Origin of the sequence: Paenibacillus sp. (assembly GCF_031177825.1) — a bacterium.
GTDB lineage: Bacteria > Bacillota > Bacilli > Paenibacillales > YIM-B00363 > Paenibacillus_AE.
Genome location: NZ_JAPSKE010000001.1, coordinates 46,345 through 69,264 on the forward strand (window position 1 = coordinate 46,345; position 22,920 = coordinate 69,264).

The following is a 22,920-nucleotide window of genomic DNA, read 5'->3' on the forward strand; positions in this document are numbered from 1 at the left end:
TTATTTTATCAGGTCGGGGATTATTCCGGCAGCTTGGGGTCCACTGGTTTTAGCGAATACGTCTCCCCGGGAATCGCGTCTACGGGTTGAAAGCTGCGTCCCGTAAATTCATTGAATAACGGCGTGGGATACCGAACGTCAAGACGTCCCGCGGCTTTTACTCGAATCACCGCTTGCGTCATCGATCCGCCGGACCACGAGAGATCCACTTCGAAGCCTCCGCGCGCTCGAAGGCCTGTCGCCCGCCCCCCGGACCACGCCTTCGGCAAGGCAGGGAGCAGATGCAGATATCCTTCGTGGCTCTGCAGCAGCATCTCGGCGATGCCTGCGATACCGCCGAAATTGCCGTCAATTTGGAACGGCGGATGGTTATCGAACAAATTCGGCAAGGTGGAGGAGCGAAGCAGTTCGGTGATGTGGCGATAAGCTTCCTCGCCATCCTCCAGCCTCGCCCAAAAATTAATGATCCACGCGCGGCTCCAGCCCGTATGCCCCCCGCCGTTCGCGAGCCTTCTTTCGAGGGTCGCCCGCGCGGCGGCAGCCAGCTTCGGCGTACGGCGAGGCGTGATTTGGGATCCGGGATGGAGCGCGAACAGATGCGAAATATGCCGGTGACCCGCATGCTTCTCCTCGTAGTCCTCCAGCCATTCCTGAAGGCACCCGTTTTTTCCGATTTTCGGCTCCGGAATTCGGATGAGGGCGCGTCGCAGACTTTCCTTCATCGATCTCGGTTCCCCCAATCGCTCCATCGCTTCCAGACAAGCCGTAAACAGCTCCCTTGCGATTTGGCTGTCCATCGCCGGCCCGACGCACAACGTCCCTTCTTCACCGTTCGGGAGCACGTACGTATTTTCCGGAGATACGGAAGGACAGGTGATGAGATGGCCTCCCGGTCCCTCGATCATGTAATCGAGCAAAAACAAAGCCGCCTCCTCCATGATCGGATACGCCTTGGCAAGGAAAGACGAGTCCCGGTTGAACAAGTAATGCTCCCACAGATGAAGGCACAGCCACGCTCCCCCGAGCGGCCAATGCGTCGCGGGCAAATAGATGTCTTGCGGCGCCGTGTCCGCCCAGATGTCCGTATTGTGATGAGCCGTCCACCCTCTGCAGCCGTACATGAGGCGCGCTGTCTCCCGGCCGCGCTCGCGCATCCGGCCGACCAACTCGAACAACGGCTCGTGGCACTCCGACAAATTGCAGACCTCCGCGGGCCAGTAATTCATCTCCGTATTGATATTGATCGTAAACTTGCTGTCCCACGGCGGGCGCATCTGGTCGTTCCAGATGCCTTGCAGGTTCGCGGGAAGGGAGCCCGGCCGGCTGCACGAAATCAACAAATACCTGCCGAATTGATAATACAGCTCCATCAATTTGGGATCGTCCTGCCCCGATTTGACCCGATCCAGGCGTTCATCCGTCGCGAGCTCATCCAAGCGTTCGCATTCGTCGATCCGCGTTTCGAGCGAAAGCGCGTTTCGTTCGTATAATGCGCGGTAATCTCCCAGATGCCGCATCCGCAATTCCGCGTATGGCCGGGCTCGCGCTTCCTCGACGACGCGCAAGCAGTAAACCTCTGGATCGTCCGTTCGGAAGTTCGTCGCGGCGGACAAGAGGAACGTCACGGCGTCGGTATGCTCGACGATGAGAAACTCGCCGACGATCCGGGACGTCCCCCCTTCCGGCACGGCGCGGACGGCGCAGCGAAACACAAGGCCGTCCGTCCCCCCGCAATGTCCGTGCATGAGGAGCGTGTGCTCTCCATAGGTCCGAATCCCGTCCATATATCTTCCCTTGCCGCGGGACAAACGGACGCGAACGTTCACAGCGCCCGGTTGATCCGCGCGCAGGCGAACGACGAGCGCTTGGTCTGGAAAGCTGCTGAAGATCTCTCGCTCGTAGACGATTCCGCCCGCCCGGTAGCGGATCCGAACGGCGCCGTCGTTCAAATCCAATGTTCTGCGATACTCCTCGACGTCCTTCCCATGCTCCATCTCTAAGGTCAGGTCGCCGAGCGTCGTATAGTGCCGCTGCGTCTCCGGCACGCCGGACAAGGCCATAGCAGCCAACCGGTGCGCTTCGGACAATCGTCCTTCCAGCAGATGGCTTCGGATGATCGGTAAATTCGTAAGCGCATCCGGGTTGTTCCGGTCGCTCGGCCCTCCGTACCACACCGTGTCCTCGTTTAATTGAATGTGTTCCATCGCAGCCCCGCCGTAGACCATGCCGCCAAGCCTGCCGTTGCCGACGGGCAGCGCCTCGTTCCACCCGGCCGCGGGATGTTTATACCATAGTTTCATCTGTGGGCCATCCTTCCGTCGTTTCCTTTGCCGAGTTGCATCCGAAATTCCTTCGGCGTCGATCCGGTGACTTGCTTAAATCTGCGGATAAAGCTGGAAACGTTGTAGTAGCCGACCTCCTCCGCGATCGACTTCAAGGGCGCATCGCTCTCGAGCAGCAATCGCTTTGCCGTGTCCATGCGGAGATTCGTCGTGTATTCCAGCAGCGTCAGTCCGGTTTGTTCCTTGAAGTAAGCGCTCATGTTCGGCAACGCCATGCCGTAATCCCGAGCCATGTTTTGGAACGAAAAATCGAGGCTCAGGCCATTGCTTTCGATATGCTCGATCATGCTGTCAATCGTACGCTGACTGTCCATCGCCGGATTCGCCGTCGGTTCCGCGGAGGCGGCCAATGTCTGCGAGAGGTCGTGACAGGCCGATCGAATCAATTGCTCGAAAGCGTCCAACGTTTCGAGCCGTTCCAAGGAGAAGACGTCCGGATACGCCGCAGTCCACTCCTCAATGATTCCCAAATCCATCCCGGCCCGGTTCACCGTTCGAATAATCTCGTAACAAAGCCCCCTGACCGCGATCAACGGCGGCTGCTTCGATCGAATCGCGGCCACCATGGCGTTCATACTGGACTCGACGCCGGGAGCGTTGCCGGAACGGACCGCCGCGCGAACCTGTTCCAGTTCATCGTGAAAATACGTATCTACAGCGTCCTGATTGGGCGCAATGTCCTCGAAATAAATCGTTCGATCGTTGCCGTGAATGAATCGATAATCGATGGCCGTATTCGCCTCAAGGTACGACGTGGGAATGCCCGCAAGCTCGCAGCGCGTGCCGACGCCGAGCGTCACGGGGCCGGAGACGACGTTTCGCACCGCGATGCGAAACCGTTCCATTCCCGCGTGGTCCGCTTCCGTCGACATGCAGTCGATCGCCATCAGGAAGATGTACCGGTTGCTGTCGAAGTGCTCGATGCCGAAGCCCTTTAAGCCTTCCGGCAGCAGCTCTTCGAGCGCATGCGCGGTCCATCGGCGTTCCTCCTTCTCGCTGGGCAGCTCGACGATCGCGACCCGGAAGGAGAAGTTCGACGCCAGCGAATCGCCCTCTTCCCCTTCTTCCGCCAGCGCTTCCGCCGTGTCGAGATCCCCTTTCAATAACGAAAGCAGCCAATGCTTCTTCGCCGCTACCGCATGGGATTTCATCCTCTCGTCGAGCTGACGGTTTTGAAGCGCCAGCGAATTGATCGCGAAGCGCACCGTCTCCAATTCGTTCATCGCCTTCGCGCCCAGCGGCACAATGCGCTCGGTCTCCAGTTTCAGCTGGCGAATCGGACGGTAATTCCACCGCATGCCGAAGTAGACGAATAATCCGCCCGTCAAAAATACGAGGATCAATCCGTACTGGAACATCTTCTGCGCCTGCCACACCTTGTCTAGCACGTGGCGTACGGGAAGGAGCGTCGTAAACTTCCATCCGGTCTGCTCCGACTTCACCATAAACAAATAATATTCTTCGCCCCCGAGAACGACGTTCCGGTATGCTTCGTCGCCGAGGCTTTCGAATAACGAAGAAATCTCCTCGGCTCGATCGTCGAAACGAGCGCCGACGCTGGTCACGATTCGATTGTCTCCGTCCAACACCCATGTAGAGCTTCCGGTGTGCACTTGATTGGACAAAACGCTTTGAATCGCACTCTCCTGGATTAAATAAACGAGCGTGGCGTATGGTTGATCTCCTCGCGGATGAATCGGGATCAAAATCGGGAGCACCCGTTTGCGATCGACCAAATTCAGGGTCGGCGGACGCACCTTGGGCGCCGCCAACGTATTCAAGTCGTCGAAGATCTCTTCGTCCGACCAGTTGTCGAACCGATAGATTTGCCTCGTCAACATCGGAAGCGAGTACACGCTGTTATTCGTAAATACCGAGGTCTCCCCTCGGTAATACAGCCACATCTCGTCGACGAACGGATTGACCATATAATATCGTCTAAGCTCTTTCACGATCCCCCACGCTTTATAACCGGGGTCGTCCGAGGCGCGGTACTGGGCGAGATGGTTTTCCTTCACCATCATCTGGTAGGTCGTATCCTCCACTCTCTTCAACTGATCGTCCATGACATATCTGACTTTGTCGAGTAGGTTGACATTCCCCTTAATCACTTCCTCTTGCAACTGGTCGACGAAGAAATGATACACGACGAAGGACATGATCGAGATCGGCAGCAATAAGATCGTTATATATGTCATTAAATATTTGAAGAAAATGCGACTTCGTTTCGCCCGCGCCATCGGCCTCCTCCTTTCGAAAATCGATAAAAAACGGATTGTGGCTGGACGCCTAGGCGCCCAACCCGAGGGAAACCTATTTCCGATTTTGAAAACGTTCGTAAGCCGTTTGGTAGATCGCGATCGCTTCTTCGATTCTCATTTTGGTAAGCGTCCCGCGGAATTGATCGTAATTCTCGATCGGCTCATTGCCCATGACGAACTTAACCCACATCTCCCGGGAGTACGTCTCCACCTCGCTCATGATGCTTCCGAGCGTCTGGCTCTCTTCACCCGTGAACGTAAGCGCGGGGAGCAGCAAGGAACGATCGGCCTCGAACCATTTCTTGTTGGCTTCCGCCGCTTCCGGATATTTCAGCTCGAAGGAGGCCCAAGCGTCGAAGCTCATCACCTTCACCATGCCCGACGTCGGAAGCGCGTATTTCTTAACTGCGTCGGACGGAGAGAAGTCCGGGTGATTGAATACTTCGTCGGTAAACTTCTTCTTGCCGTTTTCGACGACGTAGCTCTTTCCTTCGATGCCCCAGTTTTGCAGGTCGCTGCCTTCCGGTCCGATCATGAAATCCAACAGCTTGATCGCGGCGACAGGGTCCTTAGCTTGCGAGCTGATGACGGCGCCGTCGAGCGGAACGTTCTGCACCATCTGGGTATGTCCGCTGTACGACTTGCCGGCGGGGCCGATCGGTGGACTCAAGCCGATCAGTTTAAAGTCCGGAATTTGTCCCTGCATCAAGTTCTTAAAGTTGTTAATCCCGGAAATGACGGCCGCATAAGAGCCGATCGTATTGTTCGCGAATTTCGCTTCGAACGCCTTCTTATCAAGCGCTGCGAATTCGCTGTCGATAAGGCCTTCTTCGTACCATGCGTTCATCGTAGTTACGTAATCCTTGAAGGCCGGCTCGTACGGTCCATACGTCACTTTACCGGTTTGCGGATGGATATGGAACGTATTCGCCAAGATGCCGTAGCTCGTGGCGAAGGCGCTGATCGAGCTCAAGGAATCGCCGCGCTCGCCGAGCGGAATTTCGTCCGCGACGCCGTTGCCGTTCATATCGTTTTCTTTGAACGCTTTCAAAACGGCGTACCACTCGTCGATCGTCGTCGGCGCTTGCAAATTCAGCTTGTTCAACCAATCCTCGCGAATAATGTGTCCGGAATACGCGATGCGGTGCATGTCGATATCGATCTGAGGGAATTTCGCGATCGTCCCGTCGTCCATCATGATCTGCTTCTTGATATCAGGATGTTCATCCAAGATTTTCTTGTAATTCGGCGCATGCTCCTCGATCAGATCGTTCAGCTTCAACGCAATGCCTTCCTGTACGAGCCTCTCTATGCCGCCTGGATAGTTTCTTGGCACGAACATGATGTCGGGATACGTTCCGGACGCCATCATAATGTTGAATTGCGTCCCGTCGCCGGGAAGTTGAAAATTGATTTTCGTATTGGTGCGTTTTTGAATTTCTTTGTAGGCTTCTATTTCTTCGAACCCTTTCACGGCCTTGGCTTCCATGTTGGTGTTCATAAAGAAAGACAATTCCACAGGTCCTTGCTGTTCCGTCTGCTTTTCGGCTCCCGCGCCCGAATCTTGCGACGGAGCGGCCGCGCCGCCGCCTTCGCTCCCTCCCGCACTGCAGCCGACGAGAGCCGTTGCGGCGATAGAAATACAACTAACGAGAGTCCACAGTTTTCTTCTTTTCATTTGTGTTAGAACCTCCCTAATGTATTATACACGTTCCCTGCGATGAAGCCTCTTCGTTTCCAGGCATCCCCCCTCTCGCGATCGGCTAGGGTTACCCCTTCAGCGCTCCGATCATAACCCCTTTCGTGAAATGCTTCTGAATCAACGGATACAAAATCAGGATCGGGACGGTCGCCACGACGATCGTTGCGTGCTTGACGACCTCGCCCAAGAACGGGTCGCTGTCCGTCGTCAGATTCGTCATATCGCTCGTGCTGTTTTGAATCAGAATTTCCCGAAGCACCAACTGGAGCGGGAACAAATCGCGGTCGCGCAAATAAATCAAAGCGTTCGCCCAAGCGTTCCAGTGCTGTACGCCGTAAAACAGCACCATGACAGCCAGCAGCGGGATCGAGAGGGGAAGGATGATCCTCCAAAACACGGTCCAATCCGTTGCGCCGTCCATCTTGGCCGACTCCTCGAGCTCGTAAGGAATCGACTGGAACGATGTACGCATGATGATGAGGTTCCATGTCGCGATCATGCCCGGCACGATCAACGCCCACCGCGTATCGAGCATGCCGAGATTTTTCACCAGCATGTAGTCCGGGATCAGGCCACCGCTGAAAAACATCGTGAACACGATCATCATCATCATGTATTTCTTCCAAAACATATCCCTGCGGGACAGGACGTACGCGAACAATGCGGTAAAAAACACATTGATGACCGTGCCGACGGCGACGTAAAACAACGTATTTTGATACCCGACGCCGATCATCGGATTGAGCAACACCAGACGGTACCCTTCCAAGAAGAAGCCTTCGGGCTTCCACAAAATTCCTGTATGCTTGATGAGCTCGGACGGCGTGCTCAGCGAAGCGAACACGACGTATAGAAAAGGGTAAAGCGTAATCAGCATCAAGCCGGTCAAAACCATATAATTGCAAGTATCGAACACTTTATCTCCGAAGGACGATTTCATCATTCTCGCGCTCCCCTTCCTCCTACCATAAACTCGTCTCGCTGACCTTGCGGCTGATTCGATTCGCGAGGATCAACAGCGCAAAGTTAATGACGGCATTGAATAACCCGACCGCAGTACTGTGGCTGTAATTCGCTTCCAGGATCCCTCGCCTGTAGACGAAGCTGGAGATGACGTCTGCGGTTTCATAGGTCTGCGCATTGTACAGCAGAATGATCTTTTCGAACCCGACGTTCATCATCCCGCCGATTTGCAAGATCAACAAAATGACGATCGTAGGCATGATGCCCGGCAGCGTAACATGCACCATCTGCTTCCAACGATTCGCGCCGTCGACGGTCGCCGCATCGTATAGCTGCGGGTCGATCGCGGTCAAGGCGGCAAGATAGATGATCGATCCCCAGCCGATACCTTGCCAGATGCCCGAGCCGATATAGATAGTTCGGAACAGATCGGGATTCAAGAGCAAATTTTGCGGCTCCGCTCCGAACCATCCGAGGATCGAGTTTAACAATCCGTCCTTTGACGAAAAGTCGACCAGCATCCCGCAAATGACGACGAGCGAGACGAAGTGAGGCAAATACGTAACGGTCTGAACCATTCTTTTAAACATTGTTTTGCGTACTTCGTTCAAGAGAAGCGCAAGGATAATCGGGGCCGGGAACGCGAAGATCAGCTCATACACGTTGATCATGACTGTGTTCCGCAAAATTCTCCAAAAATAATGGCTCTCGAAGAAATTCATGAAATGCTTGAAACCTACCCAAGGACTGCCGAGGATCCCCTTCGTCGGCGAAAATTCTTTGAAGGCGATCAAAGCGCCGTACATGGGGATATACTTAAAAACCAAGTAATACGCCACGCCTGATAAGGAAAGGAGATATAACATTTTGTTTTTCTTGAAATCCCTCCGAAGCAACACCGCAGTCTCCTGAAACCGGGAGGTGCCGATTCCGGATTTGCCCCCGATTACCGTCGCGCTCCTTCTCATGCTGCCGACCCACTCCTTTGTCTGTTTGGTATCGTCAACGTACCACCAATGATAACGCTTACACAATGTCCATTATTTATGTGCAGTTTTTATGAGCGCCTCCCCCTGCATCCCGGCGGCCCCTCTCCCTGCAGCAGCCATGGTGTTCCTGCAGCATCTCGTGGTCCAGAAATATTGCACACAATGTCTACCCACCGGTGGATTTGTTTTGTCGCACGTAGCGACTTTGAATCGGCGTAATGTTCTTGTCGCCCGACACTAACAAACGCAGAGGGATAAGAGTCCGCCCGTTTTTACCTGCGACTTTTGCAGGTAAAAATGATAAATTGTACTGCTTAATCTGTAAGTGTAGCGGGACCTACTGATTATCTATTAGTTTTTCAAATTACGCCGTGCCATAGAATTAGAAAAGTCTATTATGGTGTTAATTTTTTTCCTAAATTGACACAAGGCGAAAAGTAAGGCGGTTAGTATACTTTGTGCAACAAACACGAAGCTATTTTTTTCGTAATGGTGGTTAGCGGATCAAGTCTCGCTCCTATCGTCCGGCGCGAAATCGCGAAACAGAAGCAGCAGGTTTAAAACAAACGGCCTGCAGTCAGCAGAAATGGAACAGCGACAGCTAAGGACGAGAAAATATTGTCCTAGTCTGTCGCTGTTCCATTGAACTAAAGTCCCCATTAGAATTCCTGTGGAACGTAAAATTTGGACTTTGAATAAAAAAGAGAGCGCCTCGGTACGATAGGGTTGCGCACGGGATCATTGTCCCAATACCTATCTTGGAGGTCACTCTATCATGAAGTTTAAGGCATTGATTACCGTTCATCTCCTAGATCGTACGCCGCCTCTTCGATGTGCAAATCGAACAAATTCTTTAGGATAAAATTCATTACTCCGTCAGGCCCACCACCAAGATCTCGGAGCATCAGGACCGATCAAGATCTTCGAGCGCCGCAGTAAGATCAAGGATCGCTTTAACCTTTAACGCAAAGAAAGACCCTGTCGCTGGGTCTTTCTTTCTTATCATGCAGTTCATTCCGACCAGATGGTTTTAAGCGCCTCCGCATCCGCTGCTAATGTGGCTTTAGCGAGTTCCTCAATGACGACGTTCTTCGCCCGATTGTTCAGATGCCTTACGAAATCATCCAAATGTTTAATAGACTGTTCCACGTTCCCTGCCTTTTTGTGATGAGAAGCTTGCTCCGCGTTTGCCCGGAGCTGTTGCGCCAAGGCATGTTCCAACTGCCCGTTGTCCTCGTAAGCATCGATCCATGCACGGATCGACTCAGCGTTTACAACGACATGGATTTGTAAGGGTGCGGTCGTATACTTGACGTCTTGCCACATCGCCTCGCCCCATACTACAGCCGTACCCACCGCTCTGGCGGTAACCGTCCCGTTCATCGAAATGTCGGCAACCATGGGATCGCTGGTTTTGTACTGGATCTCGGAAAACTTTATATCCGCTGGCGTCCCTAGGCTGGTGGTACCGTACACGGCTAACGTGACGCTTTCTCCGCGAACCATTTCCGTTTGATCCGCATGAAGCGCTACATCCCGTAGAGCGACGATCGCCAGATCGAACTGAACCATTGCCGCCTTCAAGGCGGCCGTAGCTGAACGAATGGCTTGCGTATCGTCATATAAGGTGCTTTTTACGTTGTTCGCTGCATCCCAGGCGTGCTGCAACGCCTGCCTCTGCCCGTACGGCACCTGCCCGATCTGTTCGCCCGTCGGTGTCGCTTGGAGCTTGTTTCTAGCAGATTTTAAAGCGTTTAGAAGCTCCATCAAGCTTTCTTCATAGGGCGGTGTATATTTCCAAAGATCCGAGCTATTATCGGAAAAATAGAACGACCCGTAATCATCTCGCTGCAAATAATTTCCGTAGTTCCCGTTCAGCAGCATAAACTCCATCGTTTCAGGCTTCACCATAAAAAATTGCCCTCGGGATGTTCCATACATGTTTCCATCCAGTCCAGGCTGCAAAAATCCATAGGTCCAGACGGTGCCGCCCTCTTTATACCGTCGCAGTTTGGCGATGCTCGACACGATCTTTCTCGAAGCGGAATCGAACTTAAAATTATGGTCTTCCGCCACCCCCCAAATCAACCCGTCAGGGCCGATGTTTAATCCTGTCACTCCTTTGCGCCCCTGGACGGGAACCGTTTGAAATACGATTTGCCGGGTTTCCGGGTCATAAATGAAAAGCCTTCCTTCCTGTGCCGCCGGACCGATCGTACCAAGCCCTCCGAATACGGTCGTGCCTCCATACAGCAGACCGTCTTTATATAACAGCGATACGATACTCTGATTAGGAATCAAATTTTCTATGACTTCCAGCTCGTTGGATTGAAAATCGTAAACGGCCAATGCGCCCTGCAGCGAGCTTGGAACCGGCACATTCCCGACGAAGAGTTGATCCCTATCCTCCGCATACTGCATCGCGAACGGGCGATCCTGAGCGTACGGCCTTAGATCAAAAAGCTGGGTCGGATTGGATTCCGACCAAGGCTGCGTCGGATCAAAGTCCAGGATTCGGGACCCGGCGTAGGCGCCAAGCAGCATATGTCCATCTCGTATCGCCGACGATTCGACTTGACCCAGCGTATTTGTATCGGAGAGGCTTCCGATGATAGGGTTATATGCTGTGAACCCTGACATATACCCTGCCACATAAATATTCCCGTCGGGACCGTTGTGAATGCTTTGAATCAAAGTAGGCGCGCTATAAGAGGCGGGCTTTGCATGAGCAATTCCGGTTGCAGCGTTGTAGTATTCAATATTTCCGTGTCTACCGGCAGCTACAAAGGTTAGCCCCGGCCAATCGGGACTGCCCAACTCAATGAACTTCCCGTCCCAGAAATTCGTTCCGCCCTCCACACCCGTTACCTTTTCAAATGAAACGGTTTCGGAATCATATACATAATAATCAGTGTTATAGGAAAATAATGCGCGGCTCTGTTGATCGGGAATCTCGATCGCCCTTTCGGAATGGATATCCATGCCTTGAGGATCATAATATTCTACAACATCGTCCTCGGCGCGAAGGATGAGTAGATCCCCATTCGAGAACTTCACAAACAAGCGATCCGCGGCGAAGGATATTCCGTACGGCCATGTATACGTATCCCCTCCCCCGGGAATGCTTCCCGCAAGCAGCTCCTTCATTGAACCGTCCGGGCTCCTTTTGAATACGCGGCTCTTCGTCCCTCCGGCCCCAACATATAAGACGTCCCGCTTCGCGTCGTAAGCCAGCGAGCGGACATACCTCTGTTCAGGGTCCGGCTGCCCTAGATCGCGGATTTCTCCGCCGACCGGATCATACTCAAACAGGCGCCCGCCCGGGTACGTCCCCGCATACATCTTCCCATCCGCTCCCGCAGCCATCGAAAAAACATGCGTTTCATTACCGAAGCGCCCCAAATACTCAAAGTCGTTCGTGCCGGGCGTATACCGGTACAATCCCCCGTCGTAATGCGTCCCGATATAGACTCTTCCGTCCGTAGCGATTTTTATCCCCCACGCGGCTTCAACGCCGGGCAAAGGGAAGGATCGCAGCACCTCTCGCGTCAAAGCGTCGATCACGGCGAACGTGGCTGGCACCTCGCCCCTTCCTTTGAACAAGGTGTAGACAACGGCGGATCCATCCTCAACCCCGATCGCAGCATCTTCGTTGATCATCCCCTCCACGACCGCACCGATGTTCTCGAACGTACCAATCGGAATCAGTTCCACGCGTACGGCGTCGGAATATCCCTTAGCCCTTCCGGTGGAAGAGGAATAAATAAGGATACTAGCCGTAGCCGCTCCGGCAGGGACTACCGCAGAGACGGCGCTTTTTACCCATTTCCCGTCTGTTGGCGCCGTCCAGTTACCCGATTCTGCAATCATAACGCCGGTTTCATCAAAGAACCTTGCATATAGCGCCAAGGATCCCCGCTCTACATTCTGCATGGCGGAGACGGAATAACTTACGCCCGGTTCCACTGGAAAATGAGCGCTCTCCAAGCCCAGCAGCGAGGTGGCGCTGTTATCGTCTAAAAGCAAGCTCCTAGCACCTTCGTACGGATTCATTTGGGAAAGCTCGAACGCCACGTTTTGTTCTCCGGCGCCATACGTTTGCGTCCAGTCCGATGGAATCAATCGAACCGAATCCGACTCGAAGCCTTCATTCGTGATCGAAGGCGTCGTTTGGATGATTTGGACAGCATCGGCAAAGCCGCGAGCTCTGCCCGAAGAGGAAGAATAAATGAGGATCTTTACAGTTTCTGTATTAACCGGCGGCGTGAAGTCGATCGAATGATTCTCCCATGCATCGTTCGCCGTAAACTTGCCTGCTTCTCCGATTTTGACGCCCGAGGAATTGTAATAACGCGCATAGATCCCAAGCGCCCCGCGGTCCACTTTCGTCATTACCGATAATGAGTAGTTCACAGAAGGAACGACTTTAATCGCGGCGCTTTCAAAACCAAGCCCAACCGAAGCGTTATTGTCGTCCAGAAGCAGACTTTTGGTCCCTTCATGGTAGCTGCTTGAGGAAACCTCGTAATGCACATCTTTCTCTCCCGCGCCGAACACTTGAGACCAACCCGGGATAATTGCCCCTTCTTGAACTTGCTCGAATCCGGCATTTTCAATCCAAGGCATAAGCTCTACATGAATAGAATCAATATAGCCCCGCGCTCTTCCGGAAACCGACGAATACACAAGGATTTTAGCTGTCGCAGCGTCGGCAGGCACAATGCTGCTCATTTCGCCCTGTGCCCAATTCCCGCTTGCCGTTGCTGTCCATATCCCTTTCTCGGCAACTTTAATGCCGTCTTCGTTATAAAATTGAGTATACATTCCGACCGAACCACGCTCTACCTTCATCATCGCTGATGCAATGTAGAACATGCCGGGAGACACCGGAAATGAAGCGCTTTCAAATCCCAATCCGGCGTAAGGATTGTTATCATCCAGAAGTAATGAAGCTCCCCCTTCGTAGGGATCTTCATTCGAGACCTCGTAATATACATCTTCTTCTCCAGCGCCAAAAACTTGGGCCCATCCGGGAATCGTGAATTCCTCCATGAATGATTCAAACCCTGAATTCGGCAATTGAGGAGGTGTCGTTGCATGGGCGGCGGCTGCGGCGGTAGAACCGGGATGCCAGAAAATACCCGCACTAACGGCAAGAGATGTACACAAAATTTGAAATATCAGACTTCTAATAATAATCAACCTCCTTAATTGACTCATATCTGACTCACTAAAAGTTTAAATAGCAATTTATATCATGTCAATCCCACAAAAAAGTAACAGCTTACGAAAAATGATCGCAAGCTGTTACTGCCGGTAACCATTAGATCGTTCAATCCGTTGAATTTGCCCGTCCGTCTGCTTAAACTTCACAAATAGGAGCGCGTCTCATCACCTACTATTGACACAGTCGCCGATAAACACATCGGCGACTGCGACCGTATGCTAACCATTGTTTATTCACAACAAAGAACTCGGGGCGGAAGACCGGGAAGTTTCATTCGTGCTTGACAAAATGCCGTACGACGATAGGGATGGGTCGGCGAGTTGCTGCGGGAGGCGCATTTGCGGGCGACGCCGGGACGTCTGGTATACTAGGAATAAAACTCGCTCCGTAACGACGGTAAGGCGTCCGCGAGCGCCATCGCGGCCGCATAGACGGAGCTCCAGGCCCATTGCAGGTTATCGCCGCCGCAGTCCCCGTCCACATCCATCACCTCGCCAACCCAAAAAAGGCACGAGCTTGGATGCCAACGTTCCTACCTTGAGCTCCGTCGTATCGATGCCGCCGGCCGTCGTTTGCGCATTGTTGAAGCCGTTGGTATCGTGCACGGGAAAGTCCCAATGCTTCATGAGCTACGCGGAGCTCTCGGATAGAATGATGGAGACGGCAATCAATCGACTTGATGTGCGCTAAGAGGAATAATCGTTTCTTTCATATAGCTCCTGACAACAATTTGTCAGGAGCGTTTGTTTTAGAAAGAAATCGGCGCTGACGCCCCGCCCTTATGTGTCGCCCCATGCCGCCAGCTCCATTTCGAAATCGTTGCCGAAATCTTTACTGACGGGGACGACCCGGATATTGCTCTTCGATAGCCACAAGGAGTCGGAATCGATAAACAACGAGCCCTCGTAACGATAAATGCCGTTATCCAATGACTTCGATAAGGTGAGCTTGGTTTTCCAGATTCCGTTCTTACCAGAACCGACCGCTTCCACTGTAACGTCTTTATGCCAGATCGGTCCTAAGGCGATCTCAGCCTCGAAACGAACCATGGTGAGACCGATTTTCGTAACCCGCAGAGAGGTAACGCCCGTCCTGCCGACTCGAACCTCATGCCAGTTGTCGCGGATAAATCGCTTGTAAGCAGCCACCCTGCCGGCGACCTCAAGGCCGTTGGCGGTGAAATACCTACCGCGAGTCATGACAGGTACATACAACCGTTTCCAGTATTCGTCGACCATGCGCTGCGTATTGAAGACCGGAGCCAATGAACAAATCGATTCCTTCATCATGGCGACCCATTCCGCCGGAACGTCCTGTTCGTCGCGATCGTAGTACAACGGGACGATCCGGTGCTCGATCAACCCGTATAACGCCGCGCTGTCCGCGCGAATTCGTTCCTGATCGCTTCCTTCCGTCGCGCCGTCGATCGCCCAGCCGTTTCTGCCGTTATATCCCTCGCACCACCAGCCGTCAAGAATGCTGCAATTCAGAACCCCGTTTACAGCCGCTTTTTGTCCGCTCGTTCCGCTTGCCTCCATTGGCTTCACCGGGGTATTCAGCCAGACGTCAACCCCTTGGACCAACGCCTTCGCTTTTTCCATATTATAGTTTTCCACGACGAAAATTCGCCCTTTGAACCGCTCGGATTGCGAGACTTCTACGATTTTCTTAATGAGCTCTTGACCCGGCTGGTCGGAAGGATGGGCTTTACCCGCAAACACAAAGCATACGGGACGCGACGGATCGTTAACGATGCAATCCAGACGTTCCAAATCGGTAAACAACAGATATGCCCTCTTATACGTTGCGAATCGCCTTGCGAAGCCGACGATCAACGTCTTCCCGACGGAGGAGTCCGCGATCGGGAGACCCAGTCGTTCGATCATGTCGGACTGGTTTCGAAGATGCTTCTCCCATAACGCGGGAGCCGGTATCGATCGAATCGGGATCCAAGTTTTCGGATCCGCGAGGTTCTTCTCCCATCGGGAATCGAGATACTCGTCGAACAACGCTTTCATGCCCGGCGACAACCAGGTGCCGAGATGAATGCCGTTCGTAATCGAAGCGACCGGGATGTCTTCCATCGGGATATGAGGCATCCATTGATGAAGCAATTCCTTCGTTACCTCTTCGTGAAGCTTGCTTACACCGTTAACCATCGTCGATACCGTTACGGCAAGGCGCGTCATATTAAAACCGTCGCCGATGCGGCCCAGCGACAACACCTTCTCCCGGTCCGCGCCAAGCTGCCAATAGAAATCCCCGAAATAACGATCCATGATTTCCAAGCCGAATACATCATGCCCCGCCGGGACCGGAGTGTGCGTGGTGAACATCGTACTCGCTTTCACCGCTTCCAGCGCCGTATCGAATGCCGTCCCCTCGGCTGTAAACTCACGAATCCGTTCCAATGCCATGAAAGCGGAGTGCCCCTCGTTAAGATGCCAAACCTCGGGTTGAATGCCTAACGCGCGGAGCAATCTGACGCCGCCGATGCCAAGAATGATTTCCTGACGGATGCGAGTGTCCGGGTCGCCCGGATACAGATGATCGGTTAAGCGTCGGTCCTGCTCTGGATTTCGGTCCACATCGGAGCTCAATAAATAGACCGTCACCCGTCCGACTACGACGGACCAAGCGACCAGGACGACCTTGCGATCGGCGATTGGGACCTCGACCGATAAAGGGCGGCCGTCCGATGCAAGGACCGGCTTAACGGGAGATGTTTCCGGGTCGATCCGAGGAAAAAGATGTTCTTGTACGCCGTCTTCGCGTATTCGCTGCTGGAAGTACCCCTTACTATAGAAAATCCCGACCCCGATTAACGGGAGATCTAAATCGTTAGCAGCCTTAATATGGTCTCCCGCCAGTACGCCAAGGCCGCCGGAATAAATCGGCAGCGATTCATCGATACCGTATTCGGCGGAAAAATAGGCCACGCAGCTCGACATTTCCTCACCCCAAGTCCCATCGCAGATGGTATCTTCTTTCGTTCATAACACCATATGCGTCGCAGCTAAGATGTGCTTATGCCCAACGTAACGCGGCGATCGTCACGTCGTCCGGATACATGAAAAAAGACGCCCGGTTCGGGCGCCTGCGACGAATGTAATATTCAATCGGCGGGTATTGAGCGATTATCGGCGTAACGACGGGGCATCCTGCTCGCGAACGACGTAACCTCCGTGCCCGGTTAGACGCTCTTGCGGGAATGCCCGCCGAAGCGCCACAGTAATCACGGTAGCGGCAGCCGCCTTAATCAAATCCCCTGGAATGTATGGATAAAACCCTCCTGCCAACGCTTTCGACAGCGGCAGATGTAGCGAATGGGCAAGCCACGGCACGCCGGTCACGTACAGGAGAAGCGAACCGAAGCACGCCATGGCGAGGAAGACGATCGCGTGTCCTGTCCACCCCGTGGAGCGTACCTTCCCGACGACGAAACCGATCAAGAGCGCTGCGAACGGCCATGCTACGACGTACCCTCCAGTCGGTCCGAGCAGCGCCGCGATCCCGCCCCGCCCTCCCAGCAACGGAAGTCCAAGCACCGTCAGTACAACAACAAGCGTCATGCTGAAGAAACCGTAACGCGCTCCGAGCAATCCTCCGGCGAGCATCACGGCGAGCGTCTGCAACGTGATCGGTACCGGCGTAAAACCGAGCGGTATGCTGATATACCCGAATACGACGACCAACGCGGCGAACAGAGCGCTAAATGCCACTCCTCGCAAAGATAACGACTGTTTCAATTGAATCCCACTCCTTGTGTATGGTAAAGTATCATTGTTAACCCCGGGCTGAAATATTGGTTAACAATTGGCAGATGGATTGTATCACAACAAGCGAGGATTGAATAGTCCCTATGGAAAAAATTGCGGTTACGTTACGCGAAGCGACCGTACATTACGCTGGGGCATCGTCGGAGCATATTTCGGCGTTGGAGCGCGTGTCGCTAGACTTATATAGAGGGTCTTGGACGGCTCTCGTCGGTCGCAACGGCGGCGGCAAGAGTACGCTGTCGAAAGCGTTGGCCGGAATCGCCCCGCTCTCGGGGGGATGTAGAAGCGTTGACGAAGACGTCTCCGTTCACATGGTGCTGCAGCAACCGGAGACGCAAATACTAGGCGAGACGGTGTTCGAAGAACTGGCGCTATGCGCTTCGCGGGAGTTGGAAACTTCGTCGCCGGACGCCGTCCGCTCCCGATGGAAAGAGCTGCTGCGCGGGCTTGGCTTGACGGTCCCGCTCGACGCACCTGTCAAACGGCTATCCGGCGGACAGAAACAGTTATTGAACGTAGCGGGCTGCTTGGTCGCCGGAGCGGATTGCATCGTATTCGACGAAGCCACGTCCATGCTCGATCCCGCCTCCCGACAAGCGGTGCTGAACGCGGCGGTTTCGCTGCATCGAAGCGGTCGAACGATCGTGTGGGCGACGCACCGGATGGAAGAGGTCGCCGCCGCGGAACGCGTCTTGGTTATGGAGCACGGTCGAATCGTCTATGACGGAGGCACCGAAATATTCTTTTATGGTGACGGCGAATCGCCTCCCTGCGAGTCCCTAGGCTTCGAGCCGCCTTTCGTCGTTCGCACGGCGAAGGCGCTTCTTGCGCTCGGTTACCCGCTTGCGACTCGTCCGCTGCGCCCGGAAGCGTTGATCGAGGCGGTGACGACGGCATGACCTTGCGCGTAACGAATCTCGCCGTCGCAGGCACGGACCGGCCGGACCGCACGATATTACGCGATGTGTCCTTCGCGGCGGAGGCTCGCGCGATCACGCTCGTCGTCGGCAGGTCAGGCTCCGGTAAGTCGACGCTATTACGGGCGATGGCCGGTCTGACGCCGCCTTCCGTCGGGCATGTGACGTTCGACGAGCGGCCGCTCTGGAACGGCAGCCGTCCGGACCGTAAGATCCTGCTGGAAACCGCGTTAGCCTTCCAATTTCCCGAACACCAATTGTTTGCCGGTACCGTACAGGGCGAATTCGATTATTCCCTAAGGCCATACCGTCTCTCTGCCGAAGAAAGCGCCGAGCGCGTTGCGACGGCGCTCGAAAGCCAGAACCTTCCTCAAGCCATAACGTCCGTTTCGCCCCTTCAATTAAGCGGCGGGCAGAAGCGACGCGTGTCGTTGGCGACGATCATGGCGACGAGAACGCCTTGGTTGTTCCTCGACGAGCCGTCTGCCGGTTTAGACGGGCGTTCGCTCGCACGCCTTACTGCGGAGCTGGCGGAGTGGAAACGCCGCTGCGGCATCGTGCTTGCGACGCATGACTTGGATGCGTTCCTGCCCATTGCCGATCGAGTCGTCGTGCTCCGCGACGGGGAACTCGTCGCGGACGTTACGCCGGAGGCGTTGGCCGCGCAACCTGAACTGCTCATGTCTAGCGGGGTCGGTCTTCCGGAGGCGATGTTCGCGGCGTCGGCGCTTTGTCAGGCAGGCATTCCTATCCCTCCGAGCGCCCTGACACCGGAGGGGATGGCCGAAGCGATCGCGGCCAACGCGCGTGGGACATCGAAGCTTCAGATCGGCGGCGATGCGAATCCGTTTCCTACGATGCCTTCAACGGGAAGCGATCCTGAATCATCCCGAGAAGGGGGACATCGCCGGAGCTTTCTCTACCGTACGGATGCGAAGCGGAAGTGGTTGGTATATACGCTCGTGTCCGTCGGTATCGTCTTACAGACCGGTTGGACCGGTTTAGCTGCCGTGCTGCCGCTCGCGCTAGCCTGCTTGTTCGCCTTAACGGCCGTCGACAGGAAACGGTTGTTACGTCTTTGCAAGCCGCTCCTATGGCTTATGGCGTTCGCCGTCTCCTTCTCCGGCATTCGGTTCGGAACGCCCTTCGGCTTCTCCTTCGAGTCGGCGATCGAGACGTTCCGCAGGCTGTTCGCCTTTTTCGAGATAACCGTGTTCGGTCTTGTCTTTACCTTATCGACGAGCACAGCCGAAATGAAAACCGGGCTCGAGCGCGGGCTTCGTCCGTTGAAGCGCATCGGCTTCCCCGTAGAGGTGTTGGCGCTAAGCGCCTCTCTCGTGCTCCGGTTTATCCCGCTTATCCTCGAAGAGGCGGACCGATTCGCCGCAATCGCGATGACGCGCGGCAAGCGAGGCACGAAGCCGGGGCAAGTCCATCTACTCGACCTCCCCGTCTTCGTCATCCCTCTGCTGATCGCGTTGTTTCAAGCCGTTGAGGACCTTATCGTCGCGCTGGAGATGAAGGGATTTATGCAGCCGAACCGGTTCAAGCCCGTTCCCCGGCATGTCTTGGGGTTGGAAGGAAACGCGCGACGAGAGAAGCGGATCGTATGGGCGGGCCTATCGATGTTTGCATTGCTTCTGGTCATTCGCGTTATAGAGGAGGTACCGCTGTGAACGTCAAGTTGCGTGGACATCATCTTTTATGTTTATTAGGTTTTCGCGGCATGGGGTACTCGCCCGCTTTCGCGGCGAACATGGCGGACGTGTACGAACGGCTTCGCTGCGAACCGCGCACCGAAATCGAGATCGTACAGGGACCGGACGACCTATGCGCATGTTACCCCGAAGATAAGCCGAATCATTGCGATGCGGCGAGCGTCCGGGAGCGAGACGACGATGTACTGCGGCGGCTCGGCTTCAACTGCGGGGATAAGACGGAATGGCGGGACATCCTCGCGAGCGTGAAGCTGCATCTGCAAAAAGAAGACATACCGCGCATGTGTGCGACTTGTCAATGGCTCCCGTATGGCGTCTGCCAGGAAGGCGTAGCCCGGATTACAGCGGGCGACGGATTGCCGCCGCTGCCGGAGAAGCGGTAATCCTTCCTGTGTGACGAAATCCTCTGTGCAACACAATTCACTTGGGCTGTTCTCCGACACGCAAAGACAACAAAAAGACCGTCCGATAAAACGGGATGTAAACATACGAAAAAAAGCCTGCAGACATGCTCCGTCCGGAGCTTTGTCTACAGGCTAAGCATTCTTACGCATTACTGTTCTTCTTCCAATTCCCAGGTTTCGCCGATTCGACTTCCTTTGTAGCAAGCGCCTTCCCACGAGATGCATGCTTTTACCTGCAACTGCGGGAAGGTCAACAGCCAGCTTTCCTCGTTGTTCTCGTATTCGAGGCAGCGCTTCGTTCAGCTCGCGGATCAAATGATACAAATTCGACTCGTCGCTTCGCCTCGCTCGAAATCGATCCAAATCCCGGTGAGGTCCCGATTGGTCACATGGGTCATCAGGTCCAGCAGCCAAGTCGGGACATCGGCGTCGCCGTCGAACTCATTTCTTTCCATAAGGTCGGCGATCCGACGTTCTTGCGCGGCATATGCGACTGATTCAAAAAGACAGCGGAACGGAAAACCAAAAACCTTATGAAGTTGTCTTCGATACAAACGTTCGAACATCCGTTTCGATCGCGCCCGCGACCGTCGTAGGCGAATACCGTTTCACAACGTTGCCTTCCCGATCGATCAGGAACTTCGTAAAGTTCCATCGAATGTTCGAACCTTCCAGAAGCTCAGGGAATTTCGCGCGCAAGTGCCCGTATAACCCGCTGTTCGGATCCGCGTCCGCATCCTCCGGCGCTTGCTCCCGCAAGTATTGAAACAAGGGATGCGCATCGGGCCCGTTCACTTCGACTTTGCGAAACATCGGGAACGTCACTTGGTAATTCAAGGTACAGAAATCTTTAATCTCTTCGTCGGTTCCCGGTTCCTGGCCTCCGAATTGATTGCAGGGGAAGCCTAACACCTCGAATCCTTCGTCGGCGTACGTTCGGTACAGTTGTTGCAGTCCTTCGTATTGGGGGGTTAATCCGCATTGGCTTGCCGTGTTTACGATTAGCAGAACCCGGCCTTTGTACTGTTCGAGCCGGATCTCTTGCCCCTCGGCGCTTACTGCTTCGAATGCGTGTACGGACATGCTCGTCTTCCTTTCGGTCGTAGATTTCTACCCTCATCGCTATAAGCATTCGATAAAGGTTTGCGAAATCCTGTTCGTCGGTCGGTTCAGCGAGCCCGCCCAGTCATGGCCGAGTCGTTCGTTATACACTAACGTAAAAACCAACGAATCTAGGTGGAACATACCATGATTACGTTCGCGGAAGCATGCGATGTGAAGAAGCGCATCGCTCGTTCCTTGCTGAAACATTCGAAAGTCCAAGCGATCGGGGTCGGGTACCGCGATCCGAAGCATCCTCGGAAGGGAGCCGCCATCCTCGTCTATGCGGTCGGATTCTCCCCTGTTTCCTTTGGCATTCGTAGAAAGCTTTCCAAAGTCGGAGGCGGCGTCCCGGTTCGGGTCGTGAGAACGGCGAAACTCCGCGCCAATTGCCTGTATTCCAGCAGGATTCGACCCGTCATAGCGGGCTACAGTATCGGGACCCGTTCGGTTTCGGGGACGTTAGGGTTGATTTTATCGGATGTTCTCGATCCTTCGCAGCGGTATTTTTTTAGCAACACCCATGTGCTGACGGATCCGTTGAACGGGACCGCGCGCGTCGCGACGCTGCAGCCCGGCGGGCAGGATGACGGACGGTTGCGTCGGGACCGGGTCGGGATGCTGGAGCGCTTCGCAAGGTTACAGCGTCGCCGCGCCAACTATATCGATGCGGCCATCGCCGCCCCCAGGCGCAATGCGATCTTGAGTCCCCGCTATGCGCAAGTCGGAACGATCCCGGGTCACGTTACCTCCTATCGAGTCGGGGACCGGTTCATGAAAGTGGGACAGACGACCGGGTTACGGTACGGCGTCGTAGAGTCCGTGAATACGGATGTGCTCATCGATTACGGGAAGAAGGGGGTGCTTCGATTCGAAAACCAAACGATCGTTAGAGGAACGCGACCGATTTCCCTCCCCGGGGACTCCGGTTCCGTCTGGCTCCGGCGATCGGACCACTATGCCGCGGCCGTCAATTTCGCCGGAACGGACGACGGCAGCATTTCGGTAGCATTCCCGGTGGATTGGGCGATGCAAGCGTTCCGAACGAGAGTGGCGCGGAGAGGCGGAGCGGGACGGGTTCGAAAGGTGCGTCGAAGCAGCGAAGCCTTCGCCCCATCCCTTACGCCGAGTCGTCTCGCTTCCATTCAAGTGGTTCAAGCGACCTCGCCGGGCGCGAAATGAAAAGGAAGGCTGCCATCATTGATTCATGGCAGCCTTCCGCGGGGTCAGTCTAAGTCGCGCAGCGCTCTCCGGACGGAACGCCTTGCATTATTGATGTTCCGACGCGCGTCTTCCAAGCTGTCGAGCGCATCCTCGAGGTCGTCTTCCTGCTTAATCTTGTAAGGCTTCTTTTTCACCGGAACGACACTCTTCTTTACAGGAGTTGCTCTCTTCGGTCTTCCTCTCCATACCATTTCGCATCACCTCCCGGTTAAAGATATTAAATCTTATGCCGGAAGTTACCTCCTGTCCTCTCGCTTTTGTCTATCTTTATTGCACATTCGTAGATTCCGCGA

Annotated in this window: 16 protein-coding genes; 4 read left to right on the forward strand and 12 right to left on the reverse strand. The window is 54.5% G+C overall.

All coding sequences use genetic code 11. From position 1 onward, the window contains the following. Positions 1 to 20: 20 nt before the first annotated feature. The 9 genes from RIN49_RS00225 to RIN49_RS00270 all read right to left on the reverse strand — a co-directional run bounded on the left by RIN49_RS00225 (position 21) and on the right by RIN49_RS00270 (position 17,206). Complete coding sequence (locus RIN49_RS00225; protein WP_309118150.1) at positions 21 to 2,300, reverse strand: glycoside hydrolase family 95 protein; 2,280 nt, start codon at positions 2,298 to 2,300, stop codon at positions 21 to 23. Next, positions 2,297 to 4,582, reverse strand: a complete 2,286-nt coding sequence (locus RIN49_RS00230; RefSeq protein WP_309118151.1) for a helix-turn-helix domain-containing protein — start codon at positions 4,580 to 4,582, stop codon at positions 2,297 to 2,299. The genes RIN49_RS00225 and RIN49_RS00230 overlap by 4 nt, the downstream gene beginning before the upstream one ends. Before the next feature lie 73 nt (positions 4,583 to 4,655). Continuing rightward, positions 4,656 to 6,281 (reverse strand): extracellular solute-binding protein, encoded by a 1,626-nt coding sequence (locus RIN49_RS00235; protein WP_309118152.1) that lies wholly within the window; start codon positions 6,279 to 6,281, stop codon positions 4,656 to 4,658. 91 nt (positions 6,282 to 6,372) lie between these two features. Further along, positions 6,373 to 7,248, reverse strand: a complete 876-nt coding sequence (locus RIN49_RS00240; RefSeq protein ID WP_309118153.1) for a carbohydrate ABC transporter permease — start codon at positions 7,246 to 7,248, stop codon at positions 6,373 to 6,375. Between the two features lie 19 nt (positions 7,249 to 7,267). After that, complete coding sequence (locus tag RIN49_RS00245) at positions 7,268 to 8,236, reverse strand: ABC transporter permease (protein ID WP_309118154.1); 969 nt, start codon at positions 8,234 to 8,236, stop codon at positions 7,268 to 7,270. Between the two features lie 1,032 nt (positions 8,237 to 9,268). Further along, the gene (locus tag RIN49_RS00250; protein ID WP_309118155.1) at positions 9,269 to 13,459 is read right to left on the reverse strand and encodes an FIMAH domain-containing protein; all 4,191 of its coding nucleotides are present in this window, start codon (positions 13,457 to 13,459) and stop codon (positions 9,269 to 9,271) included. 392 nt (positions 13,460 to 13,851) lie between these two features. Next, positions 13,852 to 13,971, reverse strand: coding sequence for an NAD(P)/FAD-dependent oxidoreductase (locus RIN49_RS00255; RefSeq protein ID WP_309118156.1), 120 nt, complete (start codon positions 13,969 to 13,971; stop codon positions 13,852 to 13,854). 292 nt (positions 13,972 to 14,263) lie between these two features. Further along, positions 14,264 to 16,423 carry an alpha-glucan family phosphorylase gene (gene glgP / locus RIN49_RS00265; RefSeq protein WP_309118158.1) on the reverse strand — a complete coding sequence of 720 codons (2,160 nt, stop codon included), beginning with the start codon at positions 16,421 to 16,423 and terminating at the stop codon, positions 14,264 to 14,266. A gap of 198 nt (positions 16,424 to 16,621) precedes the next feature. Then, positions 16,622 to 17,206: a biotin transporter BioY gene (locus tag RIN49_RS00270; RefSeq protein WP_309118159.1), complete on the reverse strand. Its 585-nt coding sequence runs from the start codon at positions 17,204 to 17,206 to the stop codon at positions 16,622 to 16,624. Positions 17,207 to 17,346: 140 nt separating this feature from the next. Between RIN49_RS00270 and RIN49_RS00275 the strand changes: the two genes are divergently transcribed. From RIN49_RS00275 to RIN49_RS00285, 3 genes are read left to right on the forward strand one after another with little or no spacing between them, the layout of a single operon-like run. Continuing rightward, the gene (locus RIN49_RS00275; RefSeq protein WP_309118160.1) at positions 17,347 to 18,162 is read left to right on the forward strand and encodes an ATP-binding cassette domain-containing protein; all 816 of its coding nucleotides are present in this window, start codon (positions 17,347 to 17,349) and stop codon (positions 18,160 to 18,162) included. Further along, positions 18,159 to 19,856, forward strand: coding sequence for an ATP-binding cassette domain-containing protein (locus RIN49_RS00280; RefSeq protein WP_309118161.1), 1,698 nt, complete (start codon positions 18,159 to 18,161; stop codon positions 19,854 to 19,856). Before RIN49_RS00275 ends, RIN49_RS00280 begins: the two co-directional genes overlap by 4 nt. Continuing rightward, positions 19,853 to 20,281, forward strand: a complete 429-nt coding sequence (locus tag RIN49_RS00285) for a DUF1284 domain-containing protein (protein WP_309118162.1) — start codon at positions 19,853 to 19,855, stop codon at positions 20,279 to 20,281. Before RIN49_RS00280 ends, RIN49_RS00285 begins: the two co-directional genes overlap by 4 nt. A 332-nt stretch (positions 20,282 to 20,613) precedes the next feature. Here the strand turns inward: RIN49_RS00285 and RIN49_RS00290 are convergent, their stop codons facing one another. Together RIN49_RS00290 and RIN49_RS00295 are read right to left on the reverse strand one after the other, a co-directional pair. Then, complete coding sequence (locus tag RIN49_RS00290) at positions 20,614 to 20,757, reverse strand: hypothetical protein (RefSeq protein ID WP_309118163.1); 144 nt, start codon at positions 20,755 to 20,757, stop codon at positions 20,614 to 20,616. 76 nt (positions 20,758 to 20,833) lie between these two features. Continuing rightward, the gene (locus RIN49_RS00295) at positions 20,834 to 21,385 is read right to left on the reverse strand and encodes a glutathione peroxidase (protein ID WP_309118164.1); all 552 of its coding nucleotides are present in this window, start codon (positions 21,383 to 21,385) and stop codon (positions 20,834 to 20,836) included. A gap of 165 nt (positions 21,386 to 21,550) precedes the next feature. Here RIN49_RS00295 and RIN49_RS00300 point away from each other — a divergent pair, with 165 nt between their 5' ends. Next, positions 21,551 to 22,585: a chymotrypsin family serine protease gene (locus RIN49_RS00300; protein ID WP_309118165.1), complete on the forward strand. Its 1,035-nt coding sequence runs from the start codon at positions 21,551 to 21,553 to the stop codon at positions 22,583 to 22,585. Positions 22,586 to 22,629: 44 nt separating this feature from the next. Here RIN49_RS00300 and RIN49_RS00305 read toward each other — a convergent pair whose 3' ends face one another. Then, the gene (locus RIN49_RS00305; protein ID WP_309118166.1) at positions 22,630 to 22,761 is read right to left on the reverse strand and encodes a hypothetical protein; all 132 of its coding nucleotides are present in this window, start codon (positions 22,759 to 22,761) and stop codon (positions 22,630 to 22,632) included. Positions 22,762 to 22,920: the final 159 nt, after the last annotated feature.

What these genes read in the sequence shown, in the direction of transcription:
- RIN49_RS00235 (WP_309118152.1), bottom strand. Translation starts at nt 6,281, where the DNA reads ATGAAAAGAAGAAAACTGTGGACTCTCGTTAGTTGTATTTCTATCGCC.
- RIN49_RS00230 (WP_309118151.1), bottom strand. Translation starts at nt 4,582, where the DNA reads ATGGCGCGGGCGAAACGAAGTCGCATTTTCTTCAAATATTTAATGACA.
- RIN49_RS00245 (WP_309118154.1), bottom strand. Translation starts at nt 8,236, where the DNA reads ATGAGAAGGAGCGCGACGGTAATCGGGGGCAAATCCGGAATCGGCACC.
- RIN49_RS00255 (WP_309118156.1), bottom strand. Translation starts at nt 13,971, where the DNA reads ATGGATGTGGACGGGGACTGCGGCGGCGATAACCTGCAATGGGCCTGG.
- RIN49_RS00240 (WP_309118153.1), bottom strand. Translation starts at nt 7,248, where the DNA reads ATGATGAAATCGTCCTTCGGAGATAAAGTGTTCGATACTTGCAATTAT.
- RIN49_RS00290 (WP_309118163.1), bottom strand. Translation starts at nt 20,757, where the DNA reads ATGGAAAGAAATGAGTTCGACGGCGACGCCGATGTCCCGACTTGGCTG.
- RIN49_RS00275 (WP_309118160.1), top strand. Translation starts at nt 17,347, where the DNA reads ATGGAAAAAATTGCGGTTACGTTACGCGAAGCGACCGTACATTACGCT.
- RIN49_RS00295 (WP_309118164.1), bottom strand. Translation starts at nt 21,385, where the DNA reads ATGTCCGTACACGCATTCGAAGCAGTAAGCGCCGAGGGGCAAGAGATC.
- RIN49_RS00225 (WP_309118150.1), bottom strand. Translation starts at nt 2,300, where the DNA reads ATGAAACTATGGTATAAACATCCCGCGGCCGGGTGGAACGAGGCGCTG.
- RIN49_RS00280 (WP_309118161.1), top strand. Translation starts at nt 18,159, where the DNA reads ATGACCTTGCGCGTAACGAATCTCGCCGTCGCAGGCACGGACCGGCCG.
- RIN49_RS00300 (WP_309118165.1), top strand. Translation starts at nt 21,551, where the DNA reads ATGATTACGTTCGCGGAAGCATGCGATGTGAAGAAGCGCATCGCTCGT.